General features: G+C 67.2%; 15 protein-coding genes and 2 riboswitches. Of the genes, 13 read left to right on the top strand and 2 right to left on the bottom strand.

Annotated elements, in window-relative coordinates; all coding sequences use genetic code 11:
• Positions 1–10 precede the first annotated feature (10 nt).
• Entirely contained in the window at positions 11–1,042 is a 1,032-nt protein-coding gene (locus tag HWX25_RS21165) for an ABC transporter substrate-binding protein (protein WP_059817276.1), read from the bottom strand.
• Between the two features lie 136 nt (positions 1,043–1,178).
• Positions 1,179–1,300: riboswitch (guanidine-I (ykkC/yxkD leader) on the bottom strand.
• A 432-nt stretch (positions 1,301–1,732) separates the two neighbouring features.
• Positions 1,733–1,866: riboswitch (guanidine-I (ykkC/yxkD leader) on the top strand.
• 57 nt (positions 1,867–1,923) lie between these two features.
• Here HWX25_RS21165 and HWX25_RS21160 point away from each other — a divergent pair.
• From HWX25_RS21160 to HWX25_RS21125, 8 genes are all read left to right on the top strand, one after another.
• The gene (locus HWX25_RS21160; RefSeq protein WP_175910259.1) at positions 1,924–2,685 is read left to right on the top strand and encodes an urea amidolyase associated protein UAAP1; all 762 of its coding nucleotides are present in this window, start codon (positions 1,924–1,926) and stop codon (positions 2,683–2,685) included.
• A 10-nt stretch (positions 2,686–2,695) separates the two neighbouring features.
• A complete protein-coding gene (locus HWX25_RS21155) occupies positions 2,696–3,352 on the top strand; it encodes an urea amidolyase associated protein UAAP2 (RefSeq protein WP_059525762.1) in 657 nt (218 codons plus the stop codon).
• Positions 3,353–3,389: 37 nt separating this feature from the next.
• Entirely contained in the window at positions 3,390–6,986 is a 3,597-nt protein-coding gene (gene uca, locus HWX25_RS21150) for an urea carboxylase (protein WP_175910257.1), read from the top strand.
• Entirely contained in the window at positions 6,983–8,854 is a 1,872-nt protein-coding gene (gene atzF / locus HWX25_RS21145) for an allophanate hydrolase (protein ID WP_175910255.1), read from the top strand. The genes uca and atzF overlap by 4 nt, the downstream gene beginning before the upstream one ends.
• Before the next feature lie 64 nt (positions 8,855–8,918).
• Positions 8,919–9,893 (top strand): ABC transporter permease, encoded by a 975-nt coding sequence (locus HWX25_RS21140; protein ID WP_175910253.1) that lies wholly within the window; start codon positions 8,919–8,921, stop codon positions 9,891–9,893.
• Between the two features lie 45 nt (positions 9,894–9,938).
• Positions 9,939–10,847: an ABC transporter ATP-binding protein gene (locus HWX25_RS21135; RefSeq protein ID WP_175910251.1), complete on the top strand. Its 909-nt coding sequence runs from the start codon at positions 9,939–9,941 to the stop codon at positions 10,845–10,847.
• 606 nt (positions 10,848–11,453) lie between these two features.
• Entirely contained in the window at positions 11,454–11,957 is a 504-nt protein-coding gene (locus HWX25_RS21130) for an inclusion body family protein (protein ID WP_059525772.1), read from the top strand.
• A gap of 64 nt (positions 11,958–12,021) precedes the next feature.
• Positions 12,022–12,540 carry an AidA/PixA family protein gene (locus tag HWX25_RS21125; RefSeq protein ID WP_175910249.1) on the top strand — a complete coding sequence of 173 codons (519 nt, stop codon included), beginning with the start codon at positions 12,022–12,024 and terminating at the stop codon, positions 12,538–12,540.
• 159 nt (positions 12,541–12,699) lie between these two features.
• Here HWX25_RS21125 and HWX25_RS21120 read toward each other — a convergent pair whose 3' ends face one another.
• Positions 12,700–13,401 (bottom strand): FadR/GntR family transcriptional regulator, encoded by a 702-nt coding sequence (locus HWX25_RS21120; RefSeq protein ID WP_175910247.1) that lies wholly within the window; start codon positions 13,399–13,401, stop codon positions 12,700–12,702.
• Between the two features lie 378 nt (positions 13,402–13,779).
• Between HWX25_RS21120 and HWX25_RS21115 the strand changes: the two genes are divergently transcribed.
• The 5 genes from HWX25_RS21115 to HWX25_RS21095 all read left to right on the top strand — a co-directional run bounded on the left by HWX25_RS21115 (position 13,780) and on the right by HWX25_RS21095 (position 20,295).
• Positions 13,780–14,802: a zinc-binding alcohol dehydrogenase family protein gene (locus HWX25_RS21115; protein WP_175910245.1), complete on the top strand. Its 1,023-nt coding sequence runs from the start codon at positions 13,780–13,782 to the stop codon at positions 14,800–14,802.
• Between the two features lie 17 nt (positions 14,803–14,819).
• Entirely contained in the window at positions 14,820–15,932 is a 1,113-nt protein-coding gene (locus HWX25_RS21110) for a mannitol dehydrogenase family protein (protein ID WP_175910243.1), read from the top strand.
• Between the two features lie 64 nt (positions 15,933–15,996).
• Positions 15,997–17,304 carry an enolase C-terminal domain-like protein gene (locus HWX25_RS21105; protein ID WP_175910241.1) on the top strand — a complete coding sequence of 436 codons (1,308 nt, stop codon included), beginning with the start codon at positions 15,997–15,999 and terminating at the stop codon, positions 17,302–17,304.
• Between the two features lie 40 nt (positions 17,305–17,344).
• On the top strand, positions 17,345–18,682 hold the full coding sequence (locus HWX25_RS21100) for an MFS transporter (protein ID WP_175910239.1): 1,338 nt from the start codon (positions 17,345–17,347) through the stop codon (positions 18,680–18,682).
• A gap of 71 nt (positions 18,683–18,753) precedes the next feature.
• A complete protein-coding gene (locus HWX25_RS21095) occupies positions 18,754–20,295 on the top strand; it encodes an altronate dehydratase family protein (RefSeq protein WP_175910237.1) in 1,542 nt (513 codons plus the stop codon).
• Positions 20,296–20,307 lie beyond the last annotated feature (12 nt).

Here is a 20,307-nt window from a genome sequence, read left to right as displayed (position 1 = left end):
CCCGCGACGGTCAATGCAGCTCGCTGACGCGCGGATCGATATACGCGTCGACGTCCTGCGACTGTTTGTACACGGCGTTGCGCACGTTGAACGCATTCGCGTTGCGGGTCGATCCGTAGATCGAGTCGAGCCCGTCGCCCTTGCGGAACGCTTGCTTCGCGGCCGCCGCGTCGAGCAGGTGGGTGCCTTTCAGCAGCGGGAGATATTGCGCGGGCGTGAGGCCCACGCGCGCCGACATGATCTTCACCGCATCGGCCTGCGTCTTCGGGTCGTTGATGTACGCGACGCAGCGATACCAGACCTTGACCACCTTCGCCCAATCGGCCCGACGCGCGGCGAGGCTCGCCGGCGCGACCGTGATCGCATCGTAGATCAGCCCCGGCGCATCCGCCGACGTGAAGATCGCCCGTGCGCCGGGCGCGCGTTTCAACGCCTCGCCCGCATTCGGCTGCCATGCGGCCACCGCGGCGATGTCGTTCGACGAACCGAGCACCTGCGGCAGTTCGTTCGTCTTCGCATTCACGAGCGTGACGTCGCCGTCCTTGAGCCCGTGCTTCTGCAGCGCGGTTTCCAGCAGCAGGTGATCGACCAGGCCGAGTTCGACGCCGACTTTCTTGCCCTTCAGGCCTTCGACGGTGCGCAGCGGCGGCTTCGCGACGATCATGTCGTTGCCGGCCGAATAGTCGGTCAGCAGGATCATGACGTTCTTCGCGCCGGCCGCGCCGGTGACGAGCGCATCACCGTTGGTCGCCGCGACCGCGTCGAGCTTGCCGGCGGAAAACGCGTCGAGCGATGCCGAATAATCGAACCATTCGAAGTCGACGTCCACACCGGCTTCCTTGAACCAGCCCTTGTCGAGCGCGACCTGGAACGCGACCCAACCCGGCCAGTCGCTGTAGCCGATTTTCAGCGGCGCCGCCGCGTGCACGGCGGGCGCCGCCAGCAGCGCGGCGGCCGTGACGGCGGCGCTCAATGCGTGACGGATGGAACGGAAGGAACGGCGGGACGGCAGGCGGCGGAACGCCAGGGCGGGACGGGTCATCGTAGTTCTCCAGGAGACCGGGATCGGGATCGTCGATTCGGACCGTGCCTGTGCGCGGTCCGGCCGCGTGACCGGTTCCTGCGGATGCGGAACGAAAAGCGGCCACGGAGAGGCGCGACGGCCGTTGCCATCGCCAATCTCCCGGGCTTTTGTCCCGCCGTGTAGCGCGGGTGCATCCGATCTCGCGATCGGACGCACCCGCGCCGGGCTGCTCTCGGACCAGACGTTCGATGAACCGGAACCCTAGCACCCCTAAGATGCGACGCCGCCGCACCTCTCGGCGTCATGCCGAGCGAGAAGCGTGCCAATCACGCGCGGCAACGCGATTCAACGGCGACGAACGGTGCGCTGAAGTTCGATGAAGCGGGCGGAGAACAGCGCGCTCAATGCGCGCCGGAGCAGGTCGAGCTTGTTCATGACGAGTGGGGTATCGAGTGACGATGCATCCATTCAGCAATGCCCATGCCATCGCGGACCGCGCGGTGCACGCGTGCGCGACGCGCACTGCGCCGGTGCGCGATCGCGTGCGCATGGTGCGTCGCACGCCCGCCGCGAGGGCAAGCGGCCGCCGCCGATTCGTGCATGCCGTGCGTCATCGGGCCGTCGCGCCGCGTCGTGCGGTCGTTGCGCGGCGGCTGGCACGCAACTCGCTTTATCGACGCCCGAGAGGTGCGAAGCAATTTGCATCATCTTCAGGATCGCTAGGGTTCCGGTCGTGCGGCGTTCGTGCCGCGCGATGACTGGTCCGAGAGCAATCCGGTCTTGCCTTCGCCTCGATTCGAGGAAACGGCGAGGCTCCACGGAGGGATAAAAGCCCGGGAGGTCGCGATGTCGTTCGGTCGCCCTCTCACGCCTTTTGTCCAACCGACCACGGAGCCGCCATGTCGCCGAGCCCCCAAGCCGTCCCCGTCCTTGCTCCACCGACGCACGTCGCGTGGGAAACGCTGATCCCCGCAGGAACCCACTGGTCCGGCATCCTGCGCCGCGGCCTCGCGCTGCGCATCGTCGATGTCGACGGCGGCGCGAACCTGTCCGCCGTCTTTCATCGCCAGGAAGATCCGCTCGAACGCTACAACATGGCCGACACGCTGAAGGCGCAGCACACCGCGCACCTCACGCGCGGCCACGCGCTGTATACGGACATGGGGCGCGTGATCGCGTCGATCACGGCCGACACGCTCGGCTGGCACGACCCGCTCGGCGGCGTCGGCGATGCGCGGTTGTTCGCGCACAAGTACGGCACGACCTCGTACCAGGCCGATCGCAACGCGATGATCCGCAACGGCCGCGACAGCCTCGTGCTCGAGCTCGCGAAATACGGACTGTCGGCGCGCGATCTCGCCGCGAACGTCAACTTCTTCAGCCGGCTCGACACGCGCGACGACGGCACGCTCGATTTCGTCGCCGGCCATTCGCCGGCCGGCAGCGCGCTCGACCTGCGCTTCGAGATGAACACGCTCGCGGCGTTCTCGACCGCGCCGCATCCGCTCGATCCGCGTGCGGACTATGCGCCGAAGCCCGTGAAGCTGATCGCTTATCGCGCGTATCCGGCGGACGGCGCCGCGCCCGAGGATGACCCGTGCCGCCGCGCCTGCGCGGAGAACGTGCGCGGCTTCGCCAACACCGACCGCCTGTTCGCGTAAGGAGCCCGTCATGCCGATCATCGAAAGCCGTCTCGACCCGCGCGACGCGATTCACGACACCACGCTGAAAGCGGGCGAACCGTGGCTGCACGACCTGAAACGCGGACAGGTTTTCCGCATCCTCGACCTGGAAGGCAACCAGGCGGTCGACACGTTGTTCTACCGGTCCGACGACATCGAGGAGCGCTACAGCGCGCAGGACACGATTCGCGCGCAGCGCAACCTGTACCTGAGCGCGGGCAGCGTGCTGCTGTCCAGCCGGGGCAACCCGATGGTGACCATCGTCGCCGATACCTGCGGCCGCCACGACACGCTCGGCGGCGCATGCGCGGCCGAAAGCAACACCGTGCGCTATGCGCTCGACAAGCGTTACATGCACAACTGCCGCGACAGTTTCCTCAACGCGATCGCGCACTGCACGTGCGGCGCGGGCACGCGGCTCGGCAAGCGCGACCTCGTCGGCAACGTCAACTTCTTCATGAACGTGCCCGTCACGCCGCTCGGCGGGCTCACCTTCGAGGACGGCATTTCCGCGCCCGGCAAGTATGTCGAGATGCGCGCGGAGATGGACGTCACCGTGCTGATCTCGAACTGCCCGCAACTCAACAACCCGTGCAACGGCTACAACCCGACGCCCGTGCGCCTCACGATCTGGGAGGCTGAATGAACCACGCTCACGCTCACGATCGTTCGCGGGAGGCAACATGAGATTCGCCAAGGTCCTCGTCGCGAACCGCGGCGAAATCGCGTGCCGCGTGATCCGCACGCTCAAGCGGCTCGGCATCGCGTCGGTCGCGATTTATTCGGACGCCGATCGAGACGCGCGTCACGTGGCGCTTGCCGATGAGGCAGTGCGTGTCGGGCCCGCGCCGGCGGCCGACAGCTACCTGAACGTCGCGGCGATCCTCGCCGCCGCGCGCGCGACCGGCGCGCAGGCCGTGCATCCCGGCTACGGCTTCCTGTCCGAGCATGCCGGGTTCGCCGATGCATGCGAGGCGGCGGGCCTGCGCTTCATCGGGCCGAGCGGCGATCACATGCGCGCGTTCGGCCTGAAGCACACCGCACGCGCGCTCGCCGCCGCGCACGGTGTCGCGCTGCTGCCGGGCACGGGGCTGCTCGACGACGTGGCGACGGCGCTCGCCGAAGCCGACGCAATCGGGTATCCCGTGATGCTGAAAAGCACCGCCGGTGGCGGCGGGATCGGCATGTCGCTCTGCCGCGATGCCGCGCAGCTCGAGGCGGCCTTCGACTCCGTCGTGCGGCTCGGCAACGCGAACTTCGCGCATGCGGGCGTCTATCTCGAGAAGTTCGTCGAACACGCGCGGCACATCGAAGTGCAGATCTTCGGCGACGGCCGGGGCGGCGCGATCGCGCTCGGCGAACGCGATTGCTCCGTGCAGCGCCGCAACCAGAAAGTGATCGAGGAAACGCCCGCGCCGGATCTGACCGGCGCCGAGCGCGACGCGCTGCACGCGAACGCGGTGCGGCTCGCCCGCGCGGCCGGCTACGCGTCGGCCGGCACCGTCGAATTCGTGTTCGACGCGAACGCGCGGCAGTTCTATTTCCTTGAGGTGAATACGCGGCTGCAGGTCGAACATTGCGTGACCGAAGCGGTGACGGGCGTCGATCTCGTCGAATGGATGATCCTGCAGGCCGAAGGCGATCTGCCGCCGCTCGACACGCTGGCCGTCGCGCCGCGCGGCGCGAGCATCCAGGTGCGGCTCTATGCGGAGGATCCGCACAAGCAGTTCCAGCCGAGCGCGGGGCTGCTCACGCACGTCGCGTTTCCGGACGACGTGCGTGTCGACGGCTGGATCGAAGCGGGCACCGAGATCAGCGCGCATTACGATCCGCTGCTCGCGAAGCTGATCGTGCGCGGCGATACGCGGCGCGACGCGCTGGCCGCATTGCAGGCCGCGCTCGCGCGTACCGAGCTGTACGGAATCGAGACCAATCTCGACTACCTGCGCGCCGTCGTCGGCTCGGACACGTTCGCGCGCGGCGCGCCGACGACGGCATTCCTGTCGCGCTTCGCGTTCGCGCCGCACACGATCGACGTGCTCGACGGCGGCGTGCAGACCACCGTGCAGCAGGCCCCCGGGCGCGTCGGCTACTGGAGCGTCGGCGTGCCGCCGTCCGGGCCGATGGACGATCGCGCGTTCGATCTCGCGAACGCGCTGCTCGGCAACGCGCGTGACGCGGCGGGGCTCGAATTCACGATGGTCGGCGCGACGCTGCGCTTCAACACGGCGACGCTGTTCGTGCTCGGCGGCGCGCCGCTCGCGGCCACGCTCGACGGCGAGCCCGCGCCGTTCTGGCAGGTGCTGCGCGCGCGGCCCGGCGCGGTGCTGAAGCTCGGCGGCGTGACCGGCGCGGGCGTGCGCGCCTGCCTCGCGGTGAAGGGCGGGCTGCAGGTGCCCGACTATCTCGGCAGCAAGGCGACCTTCACGCTCGGCCAGTTCGGCGGCCACGCGGGGCGCGCGCTGCGCAAGGGCGACGTGCTGCATCTGCACGCGGACGCGGGGCGCGGCGACGCGGGCGCGACGCTGGCCGCGGCCGACGTTCCCGCGCTCACGCATGCATGGACGCTCGGCGTGCTCGACGGGCCGCACGGCGCGCCGGATTTCTTCACGCCCGACGACATCGCGATGCTCTACGGCACGCAGTGGACGGTCCATTACAACTCCAGCCGCACCGGCGTGCGGCTGATCGGCCCGAAGCCGCAATGGGCGCGCGTGGACGGCGGCGAGGCCGGCCTGCATCCGTCGAACATCCACGACAACGCGTATGCGATCGGTGCGGTCGATTTCACCGGCGACATGCCGGTGATTCTTGGCCCGGACGGGCCGAGCCTCGGCGGCTTCGTGTGCCCGGTGACGGTCGTGCGCGACGAGTTGTGGAAGCTCGGGCAGTTGCGCCCGGGCGACACCGTGCAGTTCGTTCGCGCCCGCGTGTCGCCCGCGCCCGCGCCCGCGGTCGCCGCGATCGCGCCTGTGGCACCCGCAGGCGCGCCGGACGATTGCGTGCTGCATCGCGACCCGTCGGCCGGCGGCGGCATCGGCGTGGTGTACCGGCGCTCGGGCGATCGCAACGTGCTGGTCGAATACGGGCCGCTCGTGCTCGATCTCAACCTGCGTTTTCGCGTGCACGCGCTGATGTGCTGGCTCGACGCGCACCGGCTGCCCGGCATGCTCGACCTGACGCCGGGAATTCGCTCGCTGCAGGTGCAGTTCGACGCGCGGACGCTGCCGCTTGCCACGCTGCTCGCGCATCTGCAGGCCGCCGAGCGCGAACTGCCGGACGTGGCCGACATGCGCGTGCCGAACCGCATCGTGCATCTGCCGCTGTCGTGGGACGACCCGTCGACGCGCGTCGCGATCGAGCGCTACATGCAGTCGGTGCGGCCCGATGCGCCGTGGTGCCCGAGCAATATCGAGTTCATCCGGCGCATCAACGGCCTGGCGCGCATCGACGACGTCAGGCGCATCGTGTTCGACGCGCGCTATCTGGTGATGGGGCTCGGCGACGTCTACCTCGGTGCGCCGGTCGCGACGCCGATCGATCCGCGGCATCGGCTGGTGACCACGAAATACAACCCCGCGCGCACCTGGACGCCGGAGAACGCGGTCGGCATCGGCGGCGCGTATCTGTGCGTGTACGGGATGGAAGGGCCGGGCGGCTACCAGTTCGTCGGCCGGACCGTGCAGATGTGGAACCGCCACCGCACCACGCGCGAATTCGAGGCCGGCAAGCCCTGGCTGCTGCGCTTCTTCGACGAGATCCGCTTTTACGAAGTCAGCGAGGCGGAGCTGACCGCGCTGCGCGCGGATTTCGTCGTGGGCCGCGCGTCGCTGAGGATCGAGGAATCCGTGTTCGATCTGGGCGCATACAACCGCTTCCTGCGCGACGAGGCGGATTCGATCGCGACGTTCAAGGCCGCGCAGCAAACCGCGTTCGAAGCCGAGCGTGAGCGATGGCGGGCGGCCGGGCACGCGGAATACGTCGGCGACGCGGAGCAGGGCGACGCGCAGGCGGCGCGGGCAGCGGGCGTGCTCGACGACACGCAGCGGGCGATCGCCGCGGACGTGTCGGGCAGCGTGTGGAAGGTGCTGGTCGAGGCCGGCGAGCGCGTGACCGAAGGGCAGGTCGTCGCGATCGTCGAGTCGATGAAGATGGAGGTGGCGGTGACGGCAACGGAAGACGGCACGATCGAGACGATCGATTGCGCGCCGGGCGCGGCGGTGGTGGCCGGCCAGCGGCTGATGGTGATGAAGGCGGGCGCCGCCGAGGAGGTCGCATGAGCACGACGGAACGTTCCATCCTGCCCGGGCTGCGCTCGATTGCCGCGCTGCGCGCGCGCTACGCGGCGGGCGACCTGACGCCGCATGCGCTCGTCGACGCGATCGCCGCGCATTTCGACGCCGGCGATCCGCATCGTGCGTGGATCCGCCCGCTGACGCGCGCGGAGATGACGCGGTATGCCGACGCGCTCGCCGGGCGCGACGTCGCGTCGTTGCCGCTTTACGGCGTGCCGTTCGCGATCAAGGACAACATCGATCTCGCCGGCATACCGACGACGGCGGCCTGCCCGGCTTATGCATACACGCCGGCGCGCAGCGCGCCCGTGGTCGAGCGGCTGATCGCAGCCGGTGCGATTCCGATCGGCAAGACCAATCTCGACCAGTTCGCGACCGGGCTGTCGGGGCAGCGCTCGCCTTACGGCGCGTGCCGCAACGCGCTCGATTCGCGCTATGCGTCAGGCGGATCGAGTTCCGGGTCGGCGGTGGCGGTCGCGCTCGGCGTCGCGACGTTCTCGCTCGGGACCGACACGGCCGGTTCCGGGCGCGTGCCGGCCGCGTTCCATGGCCTCGTCGGGCTCAAGCCGACTCGCGGTGTGGTGAGTACGCTCGGCGTCGTGCCGGCCTGCCGGTCGCTCGATTGCGTGTCGGTGTTCGCGCACTCGTCGGCCGATGCGCGGGCGGTGTTCGACGCCGCGCATGGCGTGACCGACGGCGATCCTTACGGGCGCGCATGGCAGCCGCCGGCGGGCGCGGGCGGACTGCGCGCGCATCCGGTGCGGCCGCTCGCGCAGGTGCGCTTCGGCGCGCCGCGTGCCGATCAGCTCGAATTCTTCGGCGACGAATCGTACCGTGCCGCATGGGGCGCGGCGCTCGAACGCCTGCGCGCGACCGGCGCGGCAGTCGTCGAGATCGATTTCAGCCCGTTCCTGGCGGCCGCGCGGTTGCTGTACGACGGCCCGTGGGTTGCCGAGCGGCTCGCCGCGATCGGCGCATTCGCCGCGCGGGAACCCGATGCGCTGCATCCGGTGATTCGCGAAATCGTCGGCGGCGCGTCGCGCTTCAGCGCGGCCGATGCGTTCGCGGCATTCGATCGGCTCGCGACGCTGCGCGCCGAGGCGGCGCGCGCGTGGGGCGGGCTCGACGCGATCGTGATGCCGACCTCGGCGACGACCGCAACCGTCGACGCGCTCGAAGCCGATCCGATCGGCGTCAACTCGCGCTTCGGCTACTACACGAATTTTGTCAACCTGCTCGACCTGTCGGCGATCGCCGTGCCGGCCGGCACGTGCGACAGCGGGCGTCACGCGGGGTTGCCGTTCGGGATCACGTTCGTCGGCCGTGCGCACGACGATGCGCGGCTGCTCGATCTCGCCCAGGCGTGGGCCGATGGCACGGTCGCTGCCGGCGATGGCGGGTCGCTCGCACTGGCGGCCCCCGCGCCCGACGTGTCGTCCGCTGTCGTGCGCGTGGCCGTCGTCGGCGCGCATCTGCGCGGCGAGCCGTTGAACGGGCAGCTCACGCAGCGGGGCGCGCGGTTCGTCGCCGCGACGACGACGGCCGCCGCCTATCGCCTCTACGCGCTGTCCGCGGCCGCCTGCGGCGGCGTCGCCAAGCCGGGCCTCGTGCGCGTGCCGGACGGTGGCGCGCCGATCGCGGTCGAGATCTGGGAGATGCCCGTCGACGCGTACGGCAGCTTCATCGCCGGGATTGCGGCGCCGCTCGGCATCGGCACGCTGACGCTCGCGGACGGCTCGCAGGTGCAAGGCTTCCTGTGTGAAAGCGCGGCGCTCGTCGATGCGCAGGACATCACGCGCTTCGGCGGCTGGCGGGCTTACCTCGCACAGGCCGCCAGCGGCGCATTGCAATGAACGCCCGGTCGCGCGTTGCTCCGGCATGCGCGCGACCGGCACCTGAAACGATACGGAGATTCCCATGTCAACGACCCGCAACACGACCGGCTGGCTCGCCGTGCGCCGCGAGCTGACGGCTCGCGGCAAATGGACGCTCGGCCTGGCGTCCTTCCTGCTGCCGTTCGCCGTCTGGTGCCTGATCAGCTATGTGCCGTTCGTCTGGCATCCGCAAATGCGCATCACGAATCCGGGAAGCGTCGACTATTTCCAGACCGGCATGCAGATCGACCGCGACGTGTTCGACGACGAGCTTGCGCATGCGCGCGCGACGCACGCGGCCGTGCCCGAGGGCGTGCGCGCGAACCCGGTGTACCTGCCTGCACCGCACGCGGTGCTGCGCGCGTTCTACACGGCGTTCACGACGCCGCCCGCATCGCGCGACGGCGTGTGGCTGCACGAGAGCCTGTGGCACAGCATCCGGATCATCTTCTGGGGCTTCGTGATCTCGTCCGCGATCGGCGTGCCGCTCGGCATCGTCTGCGGCACCTTCAGCGCGCTCGCGCGGCTGCAGGAGCCGTTCCTGGAGTTCTTCCGCTACCTGCCGGCGCCGGCGTTCGGCGCGCTGATGGTCGCGATCCTCGGCATCTACGACGCGCCGAAGGTCGCGATCATCGTGATCGGCACGCTGTTCCAGCAGGTGCTGATCGTCGCGAACACGACGCGCAAGCTCGAATACGGGCTGTTCGAGGCCGCGATGACGCTCGGCACGAGGAAGCTTCAGCTGCTCACGCACGTCGTGATTCCGGGCGTGCTGCCGGACCTGTATCGCGACCAGCGGATCCTGCTCGGCTGGGCGTGGACTTACCTGATCGTCGCCGAACTCGTCGGCACGAGCTCGGGCATCACGTGGTACATCAGCCAGCAGGCGCGCTACCAGCATTTCGACAACGTATACGCGGCAATCCTGATGATCGGGATCATCGGTCTCGGCACCGACATCGCGCTCGGACTGCTCGGCCGCAAGCTGTTTCCGTGGGATCGCACGCTGAAGGCGTGACGCCCGTTGACGCGCATCCATCGACCGATTTCCGTAGAGGGCATCATGCAGAATCCGCAAGCCGTTCCCGATTACCTGATTCAATCCGACGCGGTGCGCGAGCGCTTCGCGCGGCTCAAGGACCGCGACGTGATTCTCGACGTGCGGCATGTCGGCAAGCGTTTCGCGACGCCGCAGGGCGAGTGCGTCGCGCTCGACGACATCAGTTTCCGTACCCACCGGCGCGAGTTCGTGTGCGTGATCGGCCCGTCCGGCTGCGGCAAGTCGACGCTGATTCGCATCCTGGCCGGGCTCGAGGCGCAGACGAGCGGCGAGGTGTTGCTGGACGGCAAGCCCGTGCAGGGGCCGGGCGCCGATCGCGGGATGGTGTTCCAGGGCTACACGCTGTTTCCGTGGCTCACCGTGAAGAAGAACGTGATGTTCGGCCTCCGAATGAATGGCAGCAGCGGCAGCGAAGCCGAGCGCGAGGCGCTGCAATGGCTCGATCTGGTCGGGCTGACGCGTTTCGCCGACGTGTATCCGCATCAGTTGTCGGGCGGCATGAAGCAGCGCGTGGCGATCGCCCGCGCGCTCGCGAACCGTCCGCGCATCCTGTTGATGGACGAGCCGTTCGGCGCGCTCGACGCGCAGACGCGTGCGCGGATGCAGACACACCTGCTCGACATCTGGCGCAATATCGACGTGACGATCCTGTTCATCACGCACGATCTCGACGAGGCGATCTTCCTGGCGGACCGGATTCTCGTGCTGAAGGCGAACCCGGGCGGCGTGCAGGAACTGATCGAGGTGCCGGTGGCGCGGCCGCGGGATTATTCGCAGGTCAATACGCCCGAATTCGTCGCGACGAAGGCGCGGCTCGAAGCGCTGATCCATCCGAAGGAGGAGGTGGCGGACGACGAAGGCGTGAAGCCGCACATGATCCGGATGACGGACGTTTCGGACAATGTCGAGTAGCGGGAGCGCCGGGCATGCATATGTGCCCGTGATGACGTACGGATCGAGATCGAGTGCGAACTTATAGCGTCAGCGGTCTCGGTCCGGATTTTCCATTAATCGAGCCGGGTGGCGTGCGGGGTGAAATAATGCCGTTAAAAGTGCGTTTAAATAATGTCGGGATTATGGGCTGGTCGCGTGAGTCTTTTTGTTTCGATTTGGTATGAGGTGTAAAGGTTAATTTACACAATTACGCATCGAGGTAATGGATTCGTGTCGGAGACGGTGGCGTTAATAAAAAATGCTAATAAAATGGTCGAACATTTCACGTTCCCGCGAATCCTTGAGGGGCGTGCTCATGGTGCGTTGATTTATCCTTGGTGAGAATGATGCGGAATACAGGATCAATCATTGGTATTGTTTTGGTAAGCTGGGGATTTTATAAAAAATAATCGAGAACTGTCATCGTTTACAGGTTCATTGGATTAACTGAGCGGTGTAAATTTAAATCGCGGGACAACTTGATGTTTCAAGGTTTCGTGACGAATCTATCACCCGATCGGTGATTGAAGGTCGTATGAAACAGTCCGCGCACCGGCCGCCCCATTTACCTGAACGGGAGTTCCTATGTCACGCGTTACCGATGTGCTCGTCTCGATCGATACCGAAACGATTCTCCAGAAATATCCGAATCCCAGCCGGGATCCGAAAAACCCGACGCTGATTGACTGGAAGCACGTGTACATGGTCACGAACCAGGACAACGTCGTCTCCGGGCAGGCGGGCGGCGAACTCGACCTGAGAGCCCAGGTCGGCGACCTGATCCGTTGGCGCGAAACGAGCCTGTCCCTGGGTTTCGAGAAGCAGGTGGTCTTCTACGGCTTCATCGCCAACCAGGGCAAGGACCTGATTTCGACGCCGACGCCGCGCAAGGCCACCGCATCGGTCCCGATTCCGAATCCGAGCTCGCCGTCGACGCCGACCTGCCAGAAGGTGGACAACTACTACTGGTCGTCGGAAACGCTGTCGGAAGGCCGCGTCACCTATCACTTCTACTTCCAGATCATCGACCGCAACTGCCAGTCGCTGGGTTGCTATCAGTGGGATCCGTTCATCTCGATCCACAACTGATCTCGGCAGGCGGGCGGCCGCACGGCGGTCGTCCGCGTCATATTCCCGTTCCGGAGGACGTGCCATGTCTGGTCTTCGTTGCGATGTGCTCGCGATCGTCGATGCCGTCACGCTGCTGTCGACCTATCCCGATGCGAGCCGGAACGCCGATACGCCGACGGTGATCGACGGCCGGCACATCTACGTGGTGAGCCCCGGCGACGCCGGGCCGCTCGGCCGCAACGACAGCCGGCTCTTTGCCGGCCTGTCGCCTGGCGACCAGCTCCGCCTGCGCGAAACGGCGCTGGCGCTGCGTGCCGAAGCGAGCGTGCTGTTCATCCGGTTCGCATTGAAGGACGCGGGCATCGTCGCGCCGATCGAACCGGAGGTGCGCGACGCCGCGACGCCGGTGCCGTCCGACGACGACCTGCTCCATCCACAGTGTCGGCCGATGCCGGATCACTACTGGCGCAGCGACGTGCTGGCCGCGGGCGCCACCACGTGCACGGCCGATTTCGCCGTGCTGGACCGCGATGGTGCCGTGTCCGGCTATTTTCGCTGGGAGACGTCGATAGAGATCGACAAGGGCGGGGCGGATTCGTAGCAGTCCGATTTCAGGCCGTCGTCGGGCCGCGACGGCAACGTCAACCTGGCACCCCGATACCGGCGTCCCGGCGATTTTCCGCGCGAATGCCGCGTTCAAGCAGGACACCGAACCGTTTGGCGCGCGGGCCGCACGCGTTTCATGGACGGCCCGCCCGAATCAGTTTCGCTCCTGTTCCAGCCAGCGTCGTTGCGATGCGTAAAGATGCGTGCGCATGGCCGCCTGGGCCATCAGTACCTCGCCGTTTTCCAGCGCGTGAAGAATGGACTCGTGTTCGTCGAACGCCTTTGCCCATGTCTGCCTGCTTTCGGTGCGCGCGCTGACGCGCGACGAGATCGGACTGTGGCGTCCGTCGAACAGCTCGCCCACCAGCCTGACCAGCACCGAATTGCCGGTCATCGCTGCAATCGCGACGTGAAATTCGCGATCGTGCTGCAGCGGGGATCGGCCTTCCGCGATGGCGGACCGCATCGCCTCGACCGCGCGGCGCACCGGCGCCAGCCGTTCGGGCGTCGCATGTGCGCATGCGAGTTCGACGACGCTGCCTTCCAGCGCGGCGCGGGCGCTCGTCAGTTCGATCGGATTTTCGCCCAGCGGTGTCACCGCGGTATGCGACGCCTTCGCGGGAGGGCAAACGAATACGCCGGAGCCCATCCGGACTTCGACGATGCCCTCGATCTCCAGCGCAATGAGCGCCTCGCGAACCGACGGGCGTGATACGCCCAGCTGCTGAGCCAGATCCCGTTCGGGCGGCAGGCGTTCTCCGTCGGCGAACCGCCCCTCTTCGATGAGCGAACGAATCTGGTCGGCGATGCGCTGATACAGGCGGCGTGTATCCACCTGTTTGAACTGGTCCAGCAATGCTCCCCCTTGCCGCGTTCCGCGGATGTCTGTTCCGAAGCGATCAGTCTACTGCACTTTGAATGGCCTGACCAATTTGTGAGGCGTCGATGGCGTCGCCCGACGTCGTAAGAAGCTGGGCGGGTAAATTGGCCTTACCAAGCGTCGAGTCCTTCAGGATGTCTGTCGATTCCGCATGATGTTCAATAACGAAGAGGCAAGGCAGAGGTATTCGAACCACACGATACGCGCGTGCCACCATGCCTTCTAGGGATTTTCCTTAATATCTCGGTGATTGGCTTGACCAATAGTGGCCAGACCAATAGCCTGTGTGTGGTCAGGCCAATTTGGCAATGGCATGCGCCGTACCATCCTGTTTCATCCATTACCGAGATACCGATGAGAACCGTCATTTGTGAAGAACCCGGCCGTCTGGTCGTTGCCGAGCGCCCGGTGCCGGCCGCAGGCCCCGACGATGTCCTGATCCGCGTGAAGCGGGTCGGCGTATGCGGTACCGACATGCACATCTTCACCGGCAACCAGCCATACCTCGCCTATCCCAGGGTGATGGGGCACGAGCTGGCCGGTGTCGTCGAGACGGCGCCGGCGGGCGCGCGCGTCAAGGCCGGCGATCAGGTCTACGTGATGCCGTATCTGTCGTGCGGGACGTGTGTCGCGTGCCGTGCGGGCAAGACCAATTGCTGCACCCGGATCCAGGTGCTGGGCGTGCACGCCGACGGCGGCATGGTCGAATACCTCGCCGTGCCGCAGGCCTTCGTGTTCGCGGCCGACGGCGTCACGCTCGACCAGGCCGCGATGATCGAATTCCTCGCGATCGGCGCGCACGCGGTTGCGCGGGCCGAGGTCCGGTCCGGGCAACGCGTGCTGGTCGTCGGCGCGGGGCCGATCGGCATGGCCGCGCTGATCTTCGCCACGCTGCGCGGCGCGCGGGTCAGTGTGCTCGACGGCCGCGCGGACCGGCTGGCGGTTTGCGCGACGGCGCTGGGCGCGTACGCCACCGTGCCGCTTGACACGAGCGGGGCGGGCGCCGACGTCGAGCGCCTCGCGGCGCTGACCGGCGGCGAATTCTTCGACGTCGTGTTCGATGCCACCGGCAATCTCGCGGCGATGGAGCGCGGCCTGGACTTCGTCGCGCACGGCGGCAAGTACGTGCTGATTTCGCTCGTGAAGGGCCGCATTTCGTTCTCCGATCCGGAATTCCACAAGCGCGAGACGACACTGCTCGCGAGCCGCAACGCGACGCCGGCCGATTTCGAAACGGTGCTCGACGCAATGCGTGCGGGGCGGGTGCCGACCGACGCGCTGAAGACGCACGCGCTGACGCTCGCGGACCTGCCCGACCGGTTCGCGGAACTCCTCGAACCGGACGCCGGCGTGATCAAGGCACTCGTCGAATGCTGAACGCGGAGCGCGAACCGATGGGCAATCCGGTCCTGCAGTTCGGCACCAGCCGCTTCCTCCAGGCGCACGTCGACCTGTTCGTGTCGGAAGCGCTGGCCGCCGGCCGCGCGCTCGGCGCGATCACGGTGGTGCAGACGACGTCGAGCGCGGAAAGCCGCGCGCGCATCGATGCGTTGCGCGCGAGCGGGCGCTACCCGGTGCGGATTCGCGGCCGGCGGCACGGCGAGACGATCGATCGCGAGGTCGAGTGCACGGCGATCACGGAAGCGTTGCATGCGGCGGACGACTGGACGAGGTTGCGCGAGCGCGTCGCAGGCGAGGTCCGGACCATCGTGTCCAACACCGGCGACAGCGGCTATGCGCTGTTCGGCGACGACGGGGCCGAGCTTCTGGCCGGCCACCGCGCGCCGCGCGGTTTCGCGGCGAAGCTCGCGGTGCTGTTGCACGAGCGGTTCCGCGCGGGCGGGGCGGCCGTCACGCTGCTGCCGTGCGAACTCGTCGCGCGCAATGGCGACACGCTGCGCGACCTGGTCATCGCCGTCGCGCGGGGCTGGCGCGCGGACGCGGCGTTCGTCGATTACCTGATCGACGGCTGCGTGTGGGTCAACTCGCTCGTCGACCGGATCGTGTCGGAGCCGATTCACCCGGTCGGCGCGATCGCCGAACCGTATGCGTTGTGGGCGGTGCGGCGCACGGCGGGGATGACGCTGCCGTGCGAGCACCCGGACATCGTCGTGACCGACGATCTCGAACGCTACGAGCGCCTGAAGCTGCTGCTGCTCAATCTCGGGCATACGGTGCTCGCGGAGCAATGGCGCACGCGCGGCGGCGCGCCTGACATGACGGTTGGCGCGGCGATGGACGATCCCGCGTACCGCACGCCGCTCGAGGAGGTGTGGAGCGACGAGGTGATGCCGGTGTTCGATGCGCTCGGCGAGCGCGACGCGGCGCTGGCCTACCTCGATGAGGTGCGCGACCGCTTCCTGAACCCGTTCCTTGCGCACCGGCTGGCCGATATCGCGGGCAATCACGACATGAAGAAGACACGGCGTCTGCGCCCGGTGGTCGACATGGCGCGCGCGCTGAAGCTGCCGGTCGCGCAGCCGTACCTGATCGCGGCGCTCGGGTGAGCGGGCGTGCGGGCCGGCACCCGGCGAAGTGAAATCAAATGAAATGGAATGGAGACACGCAACGATGACGACACGCATTATCGATGTGCAGGTACGTGACATTCGCTTTCCGACGTCCAGGAGCATGGACGGCTCGGATGCAATGAACGGCAACTCCGACTATTCGGCGACCTACGTGACGCTCGTCACCGATGCTGGCGACGGTCTTCGCGGGCACGGGCTGACGTTTACGATCGGTCGCGGCAACGAGCTGTGCGTCGAGGCGGCGCACGCGCTCGCGAAGCTGTTCGTGATCGGCCGGTCGCTCGACGAGATCACGGCCGATTTCGGCGCGTACTGGCACGAAATGGTCGCGGGCGATTGCCAGTTGCGCTGGGTCGGCCCGGAGAAGGGCGTCGTGCATCTTGCGACGGCCGCGCTGATCAACGCGATCTGGGATCTCTGGGCGAAGACGGCGCGCAAGCCGGTCTGGAAATTCCTGGTCGACATGCCGCCCGAGCAACTCGTGAACTGCATCGACTTCACGTACATCGACGACGTGCTGACGCGCGACGAGGCCGTCGCGATGCTGCGCCGGGCCGCGCCGGGCAAGGCGCAGCGCGAGCGGGAGATGCGTGAGCACGGCTTTCCCGGATACACGACCGCGGCCGGCTGGCTGGGTTATTCCGAGGAGAAGATGCGCGCGCTCGCACGCGCCGCGGTGGCGGACGGATGGACCCACCTGAAGCAGAAGGTCGGCGCGGATCTCGAACAGGACGTGCGGCGTGCACGCATTCTGCGCGAAGAACTCGGCTGGGAGCGCAAGCTGATGATGGACGCGAACCAGAACTGGGGCGTCGACGAGGCGGTCGCGAACATGCGGGTGCTCGCGCGGTTCGATCCGTGGTGGATCGAGGAGCCCACCAGCCCGGACGACATTCTCGGTCATGCGGCGATCCGGCAGCGGATCGGGCCGATCGGTGTCGCGACCGGCGAGCATGCGCACAACCGCGTGATGTTCAAGCAGTTCTTCCAGGCCGGCGCGCTCGATTTCTGCCAGCTCGATCCCGCGCGGCTCGGCGGGCTCAACGAAGTGCTCGCCGTTGTGCTGACGGCCGCGAAGTTCGGCGTGCCGGTGTGTCCGCACGGCGGCGGTGTCGGCCTGTGCCAGTACTCGCAGAACATCGTGATGTTCGACTACATCGCAGTGTCGGGCTCGCTGGAGCGGCGCGTGCTCGAATACGTCGACCATCTTCACGAGCATTTCGAGGCGCCGATCGTGATTCGCCGCGGGCGCTACATGCCGCAGGAGGCGCCGGGTTACGGCGTCACGATGAAGCCGGCTTCGCTCGATGCATTCGCGTACCCGGACGGGCCCGAATGGCGAGCGTAATCGAACAGGCATCACGATAAGAACCGAACCGGAGACAACGATGAATCACGATCCGCAGCAATCGCAGCACCTTGCCACGGCGGTCAGGAAGGCCGCCATCCGGCTCCTGCCGTTCCTCACGCTGATGTACGCGCTGGCCTTCATCGATCGCGCGAACGTCGGCTTCGCGAAGCTCGCCTATCAGGCCGACACGGGCTTGAGCGATGCGGCATTCGCATTCGGCGCCGGCATTTTCTTCATCGGTTATGCATTGTTCGAAGTGCCGAGCAACCTCATCATGAATCGCATCGGCGCACGCGTGTGGATGAGCCGGATCATGGTGACGTGGGGGCTCGTCTCGGCGTCGATGATGTTCGCGCATACGCCGACGCAGTTCTATACGATCCGCTTCCTGCTCGGCGCGGCGGAGGCCGGATTCTTTCCCGGGATCATCCTGTATCTGACCTACTGGTTTCCCGCGAAGGGGCGCGCCCGCGCGCTCGGATTGTTCTACTTCGGCGTGCCCATCGCGATGCTGATCGGCAATCCGCTGTCGGGCTTCCTGCTGCAGATGCATGACATGTTCGGTCTGCGGAACTGGCAATGGATGTATCTGGTCGAGGGGCTGATGGCGACCGTGGTCGGCGTGATCGCGTTCTTCTACCTGACGAGCCGGCCGAAAGACGCGCGCTGGCTGACCGACGACGAGAAGCGCGCATTGTGCGACACGCTCGACGCGGAAGAGCGCGCGAAATCGCGACACCTGTCCGCGACGGTGTTCGGCGTGCTGAAGGACCGTTGCGTGCTGACCTTCATTGCCGCGTACTTCTGCATCCAGATCGGCAATGCGCCGCTCGCGTTCTACCTGCCGTCGAAATTCGCCGCGACGATGTGCACCCAGATCGATGGAAAAATCGGATTGCTGCTGATGATTCCGTGGCTGTGCACGATTGCGGCGATGATCGTCGCGACGCGCTTCGCGGATCGTCACGACAACCATCTGCAGGTCGCGACCGGCATGCTGACGGTCGGGATTCTCGCGTTCGCATCGATATCCGTGATCAACACGCCGGTGCTGGCGCTGCTCGCCTTCTGCATCGCGATCCCGGGGCTGGTCGCGTGCCAGCCGGTGTTCTGGTGCCTGCCGACGCGCTATCTCGGCGGGACGGGCGCCGCGAGCGGCATTGCGTTCATCGTGTCGATCGGCAATCTCGGCGGCTTCGTGTCGCCGCAGATCAAGGCGTTCGCGGATGCGGCGTCGCACGATTCGCGCACCGGCTTCGTGGTGGTGGCCGCGTTGTGTTTCGTCAGCGTGCTGCTACTGCGCTCGCTGCGCGGCATGGGGCACGCGGGCGCGGAAAGCGCGCCGGGCGGCGCGCGGGCCGGCTCGCATCGCTGAAGCGTTCGCCGGCGCGCCGCAAGGCGGCTTGCCGGCGCCGATCAACCCATCTTCAATCCAGGATCACTGTCATGTCCTTTTCCGTCACCGGGCCGGTCGCGATCCGCCTGCATCCGAACGACGACGTTGTGATCGCGACGCGGCAGCTCGTGTCCGGCGACCTGATCGCGTCCGAGTCGCTCGCTGTGTCCGGGCTGATTCCGCCGGGTCACAAGGTCGCCGTGCGCGACATCGCGAAGGGCGAGCCGGTCAGGCGCTACAACCAGATCATCGGCGTCGCGCGCGAGACGATCGCGCGCGGTCAGCATGTGCACGTGCACAACCTCGGCATGGCCGAGTTCGCGCGCGAGCACGCGTTCGGCGCCGCCGCGAGTCCGACGCGTCTCGACGACACGCCGGCGACGTTCATGGGCATTCGCCGCGACGACGGACGGATCGCGACGCGCAATTACATCGGCATACTGACGAGTGTAAATTGCTCCGCCACGGTGGCGCGTGCGATCGCCGATCATTTCCGGCGAGAGGTGAACCCGGGCGCGCTGGCCGACTATCCGGACATCGACGGCGTGATCGCGCTCACACACGGGCTCGGCTGCGGGATCGATTCGCGGGGAGACGGAATCGCGATCCTTCGGCGCACGCTGGCGGGCTACGCCGCGCATCCGAATTTCCACTCGGTGCTGTTCATCGGCCTCGGTTGCGAGACCAACCAGATCGGCGACGTGCTGCGCGAAGGCGGGCATGCGGATGCCGCGCGCCTGCGCCACTTCACGATCCAGGAGAGCGGCGGCACGCGCAGGACGATCGAGCGCGGCATCGCGATGGTCACGGACATGCTCGCGGACGCGAACCGCGCGGTGCGGGTCGCGATGCCGGCGGCGCATCTCGTGGTGGGGCTGCAGTGCGGCGGCTCGGACGGCTACTCGGGCATCTCGGCGAATCCCGCGCTGGGGGCGGCCGTCGACCGGCTGGTGCGGCAGGGCGGCACGGCGATCCTTTCCGAGACGCCCGAAATCTACGGCGCCGAGCATCTGCTCACCCGGCGTGCCGTCAGCCGCGACGTCGGCGAAAAGCTGCTCGCGCGCATCGCGTGGTGGGAAGCCTATTGCGCACGTCACGGCGCGGCGCTGGACAACAATCCGTCGGCCGGCAACAAGGCGGGCGGGCTCACGACGATCCTCGAGAAATCGCTCGGCGCGATCGCGAAGGCCGGCACCACGAATCTCGTCGACGTATACGAATACGCGCAGCGTATCGATGCGCGCGGCCTCGTTTTCATGGATTCTCCAGGCTACGACCCGATGTCGGCGACGGGGCAGGTCGCGTCGGGCGCGAACCTGATCTGCTTCACGACGGGGCGGGGTTCGGCGTACGGCTGTGCGCCGGCGCCGTCGTTGAAACTTGCGACGAATACCGCGCTGTGGATGCGTCAGGAAGACGATATCGATATCAATTGCGGCGGCGTGATCGACGGCACGTCGAGTGTCGACCAGCTTGGCGCCACGATCTTCCAGCGCATGCTCGACTGCGCGTCCGGTAATCGCTCGAAAAGCGAATTGCACGGCTACGGCCAGAACGAATTCGTGCCCTGGCAGGTTGGCGTGGTCACCTAGCCGCGTGTTTGC

This window comes from Burkholderia sp. BCC1640, from assembly GCF_902833125.1.
Classification (GTDB): Bacteria; Pseudomonadota; Gammaproteobacteria; order Burkholderiales; family Burkholderiaceae; genus Burkholderia; species Burkholderia diffusa.
Note: the sequence above shows the minus strand (reverse complement) of the source record. Positions and strands in the feature narration are given on the sequence as shown.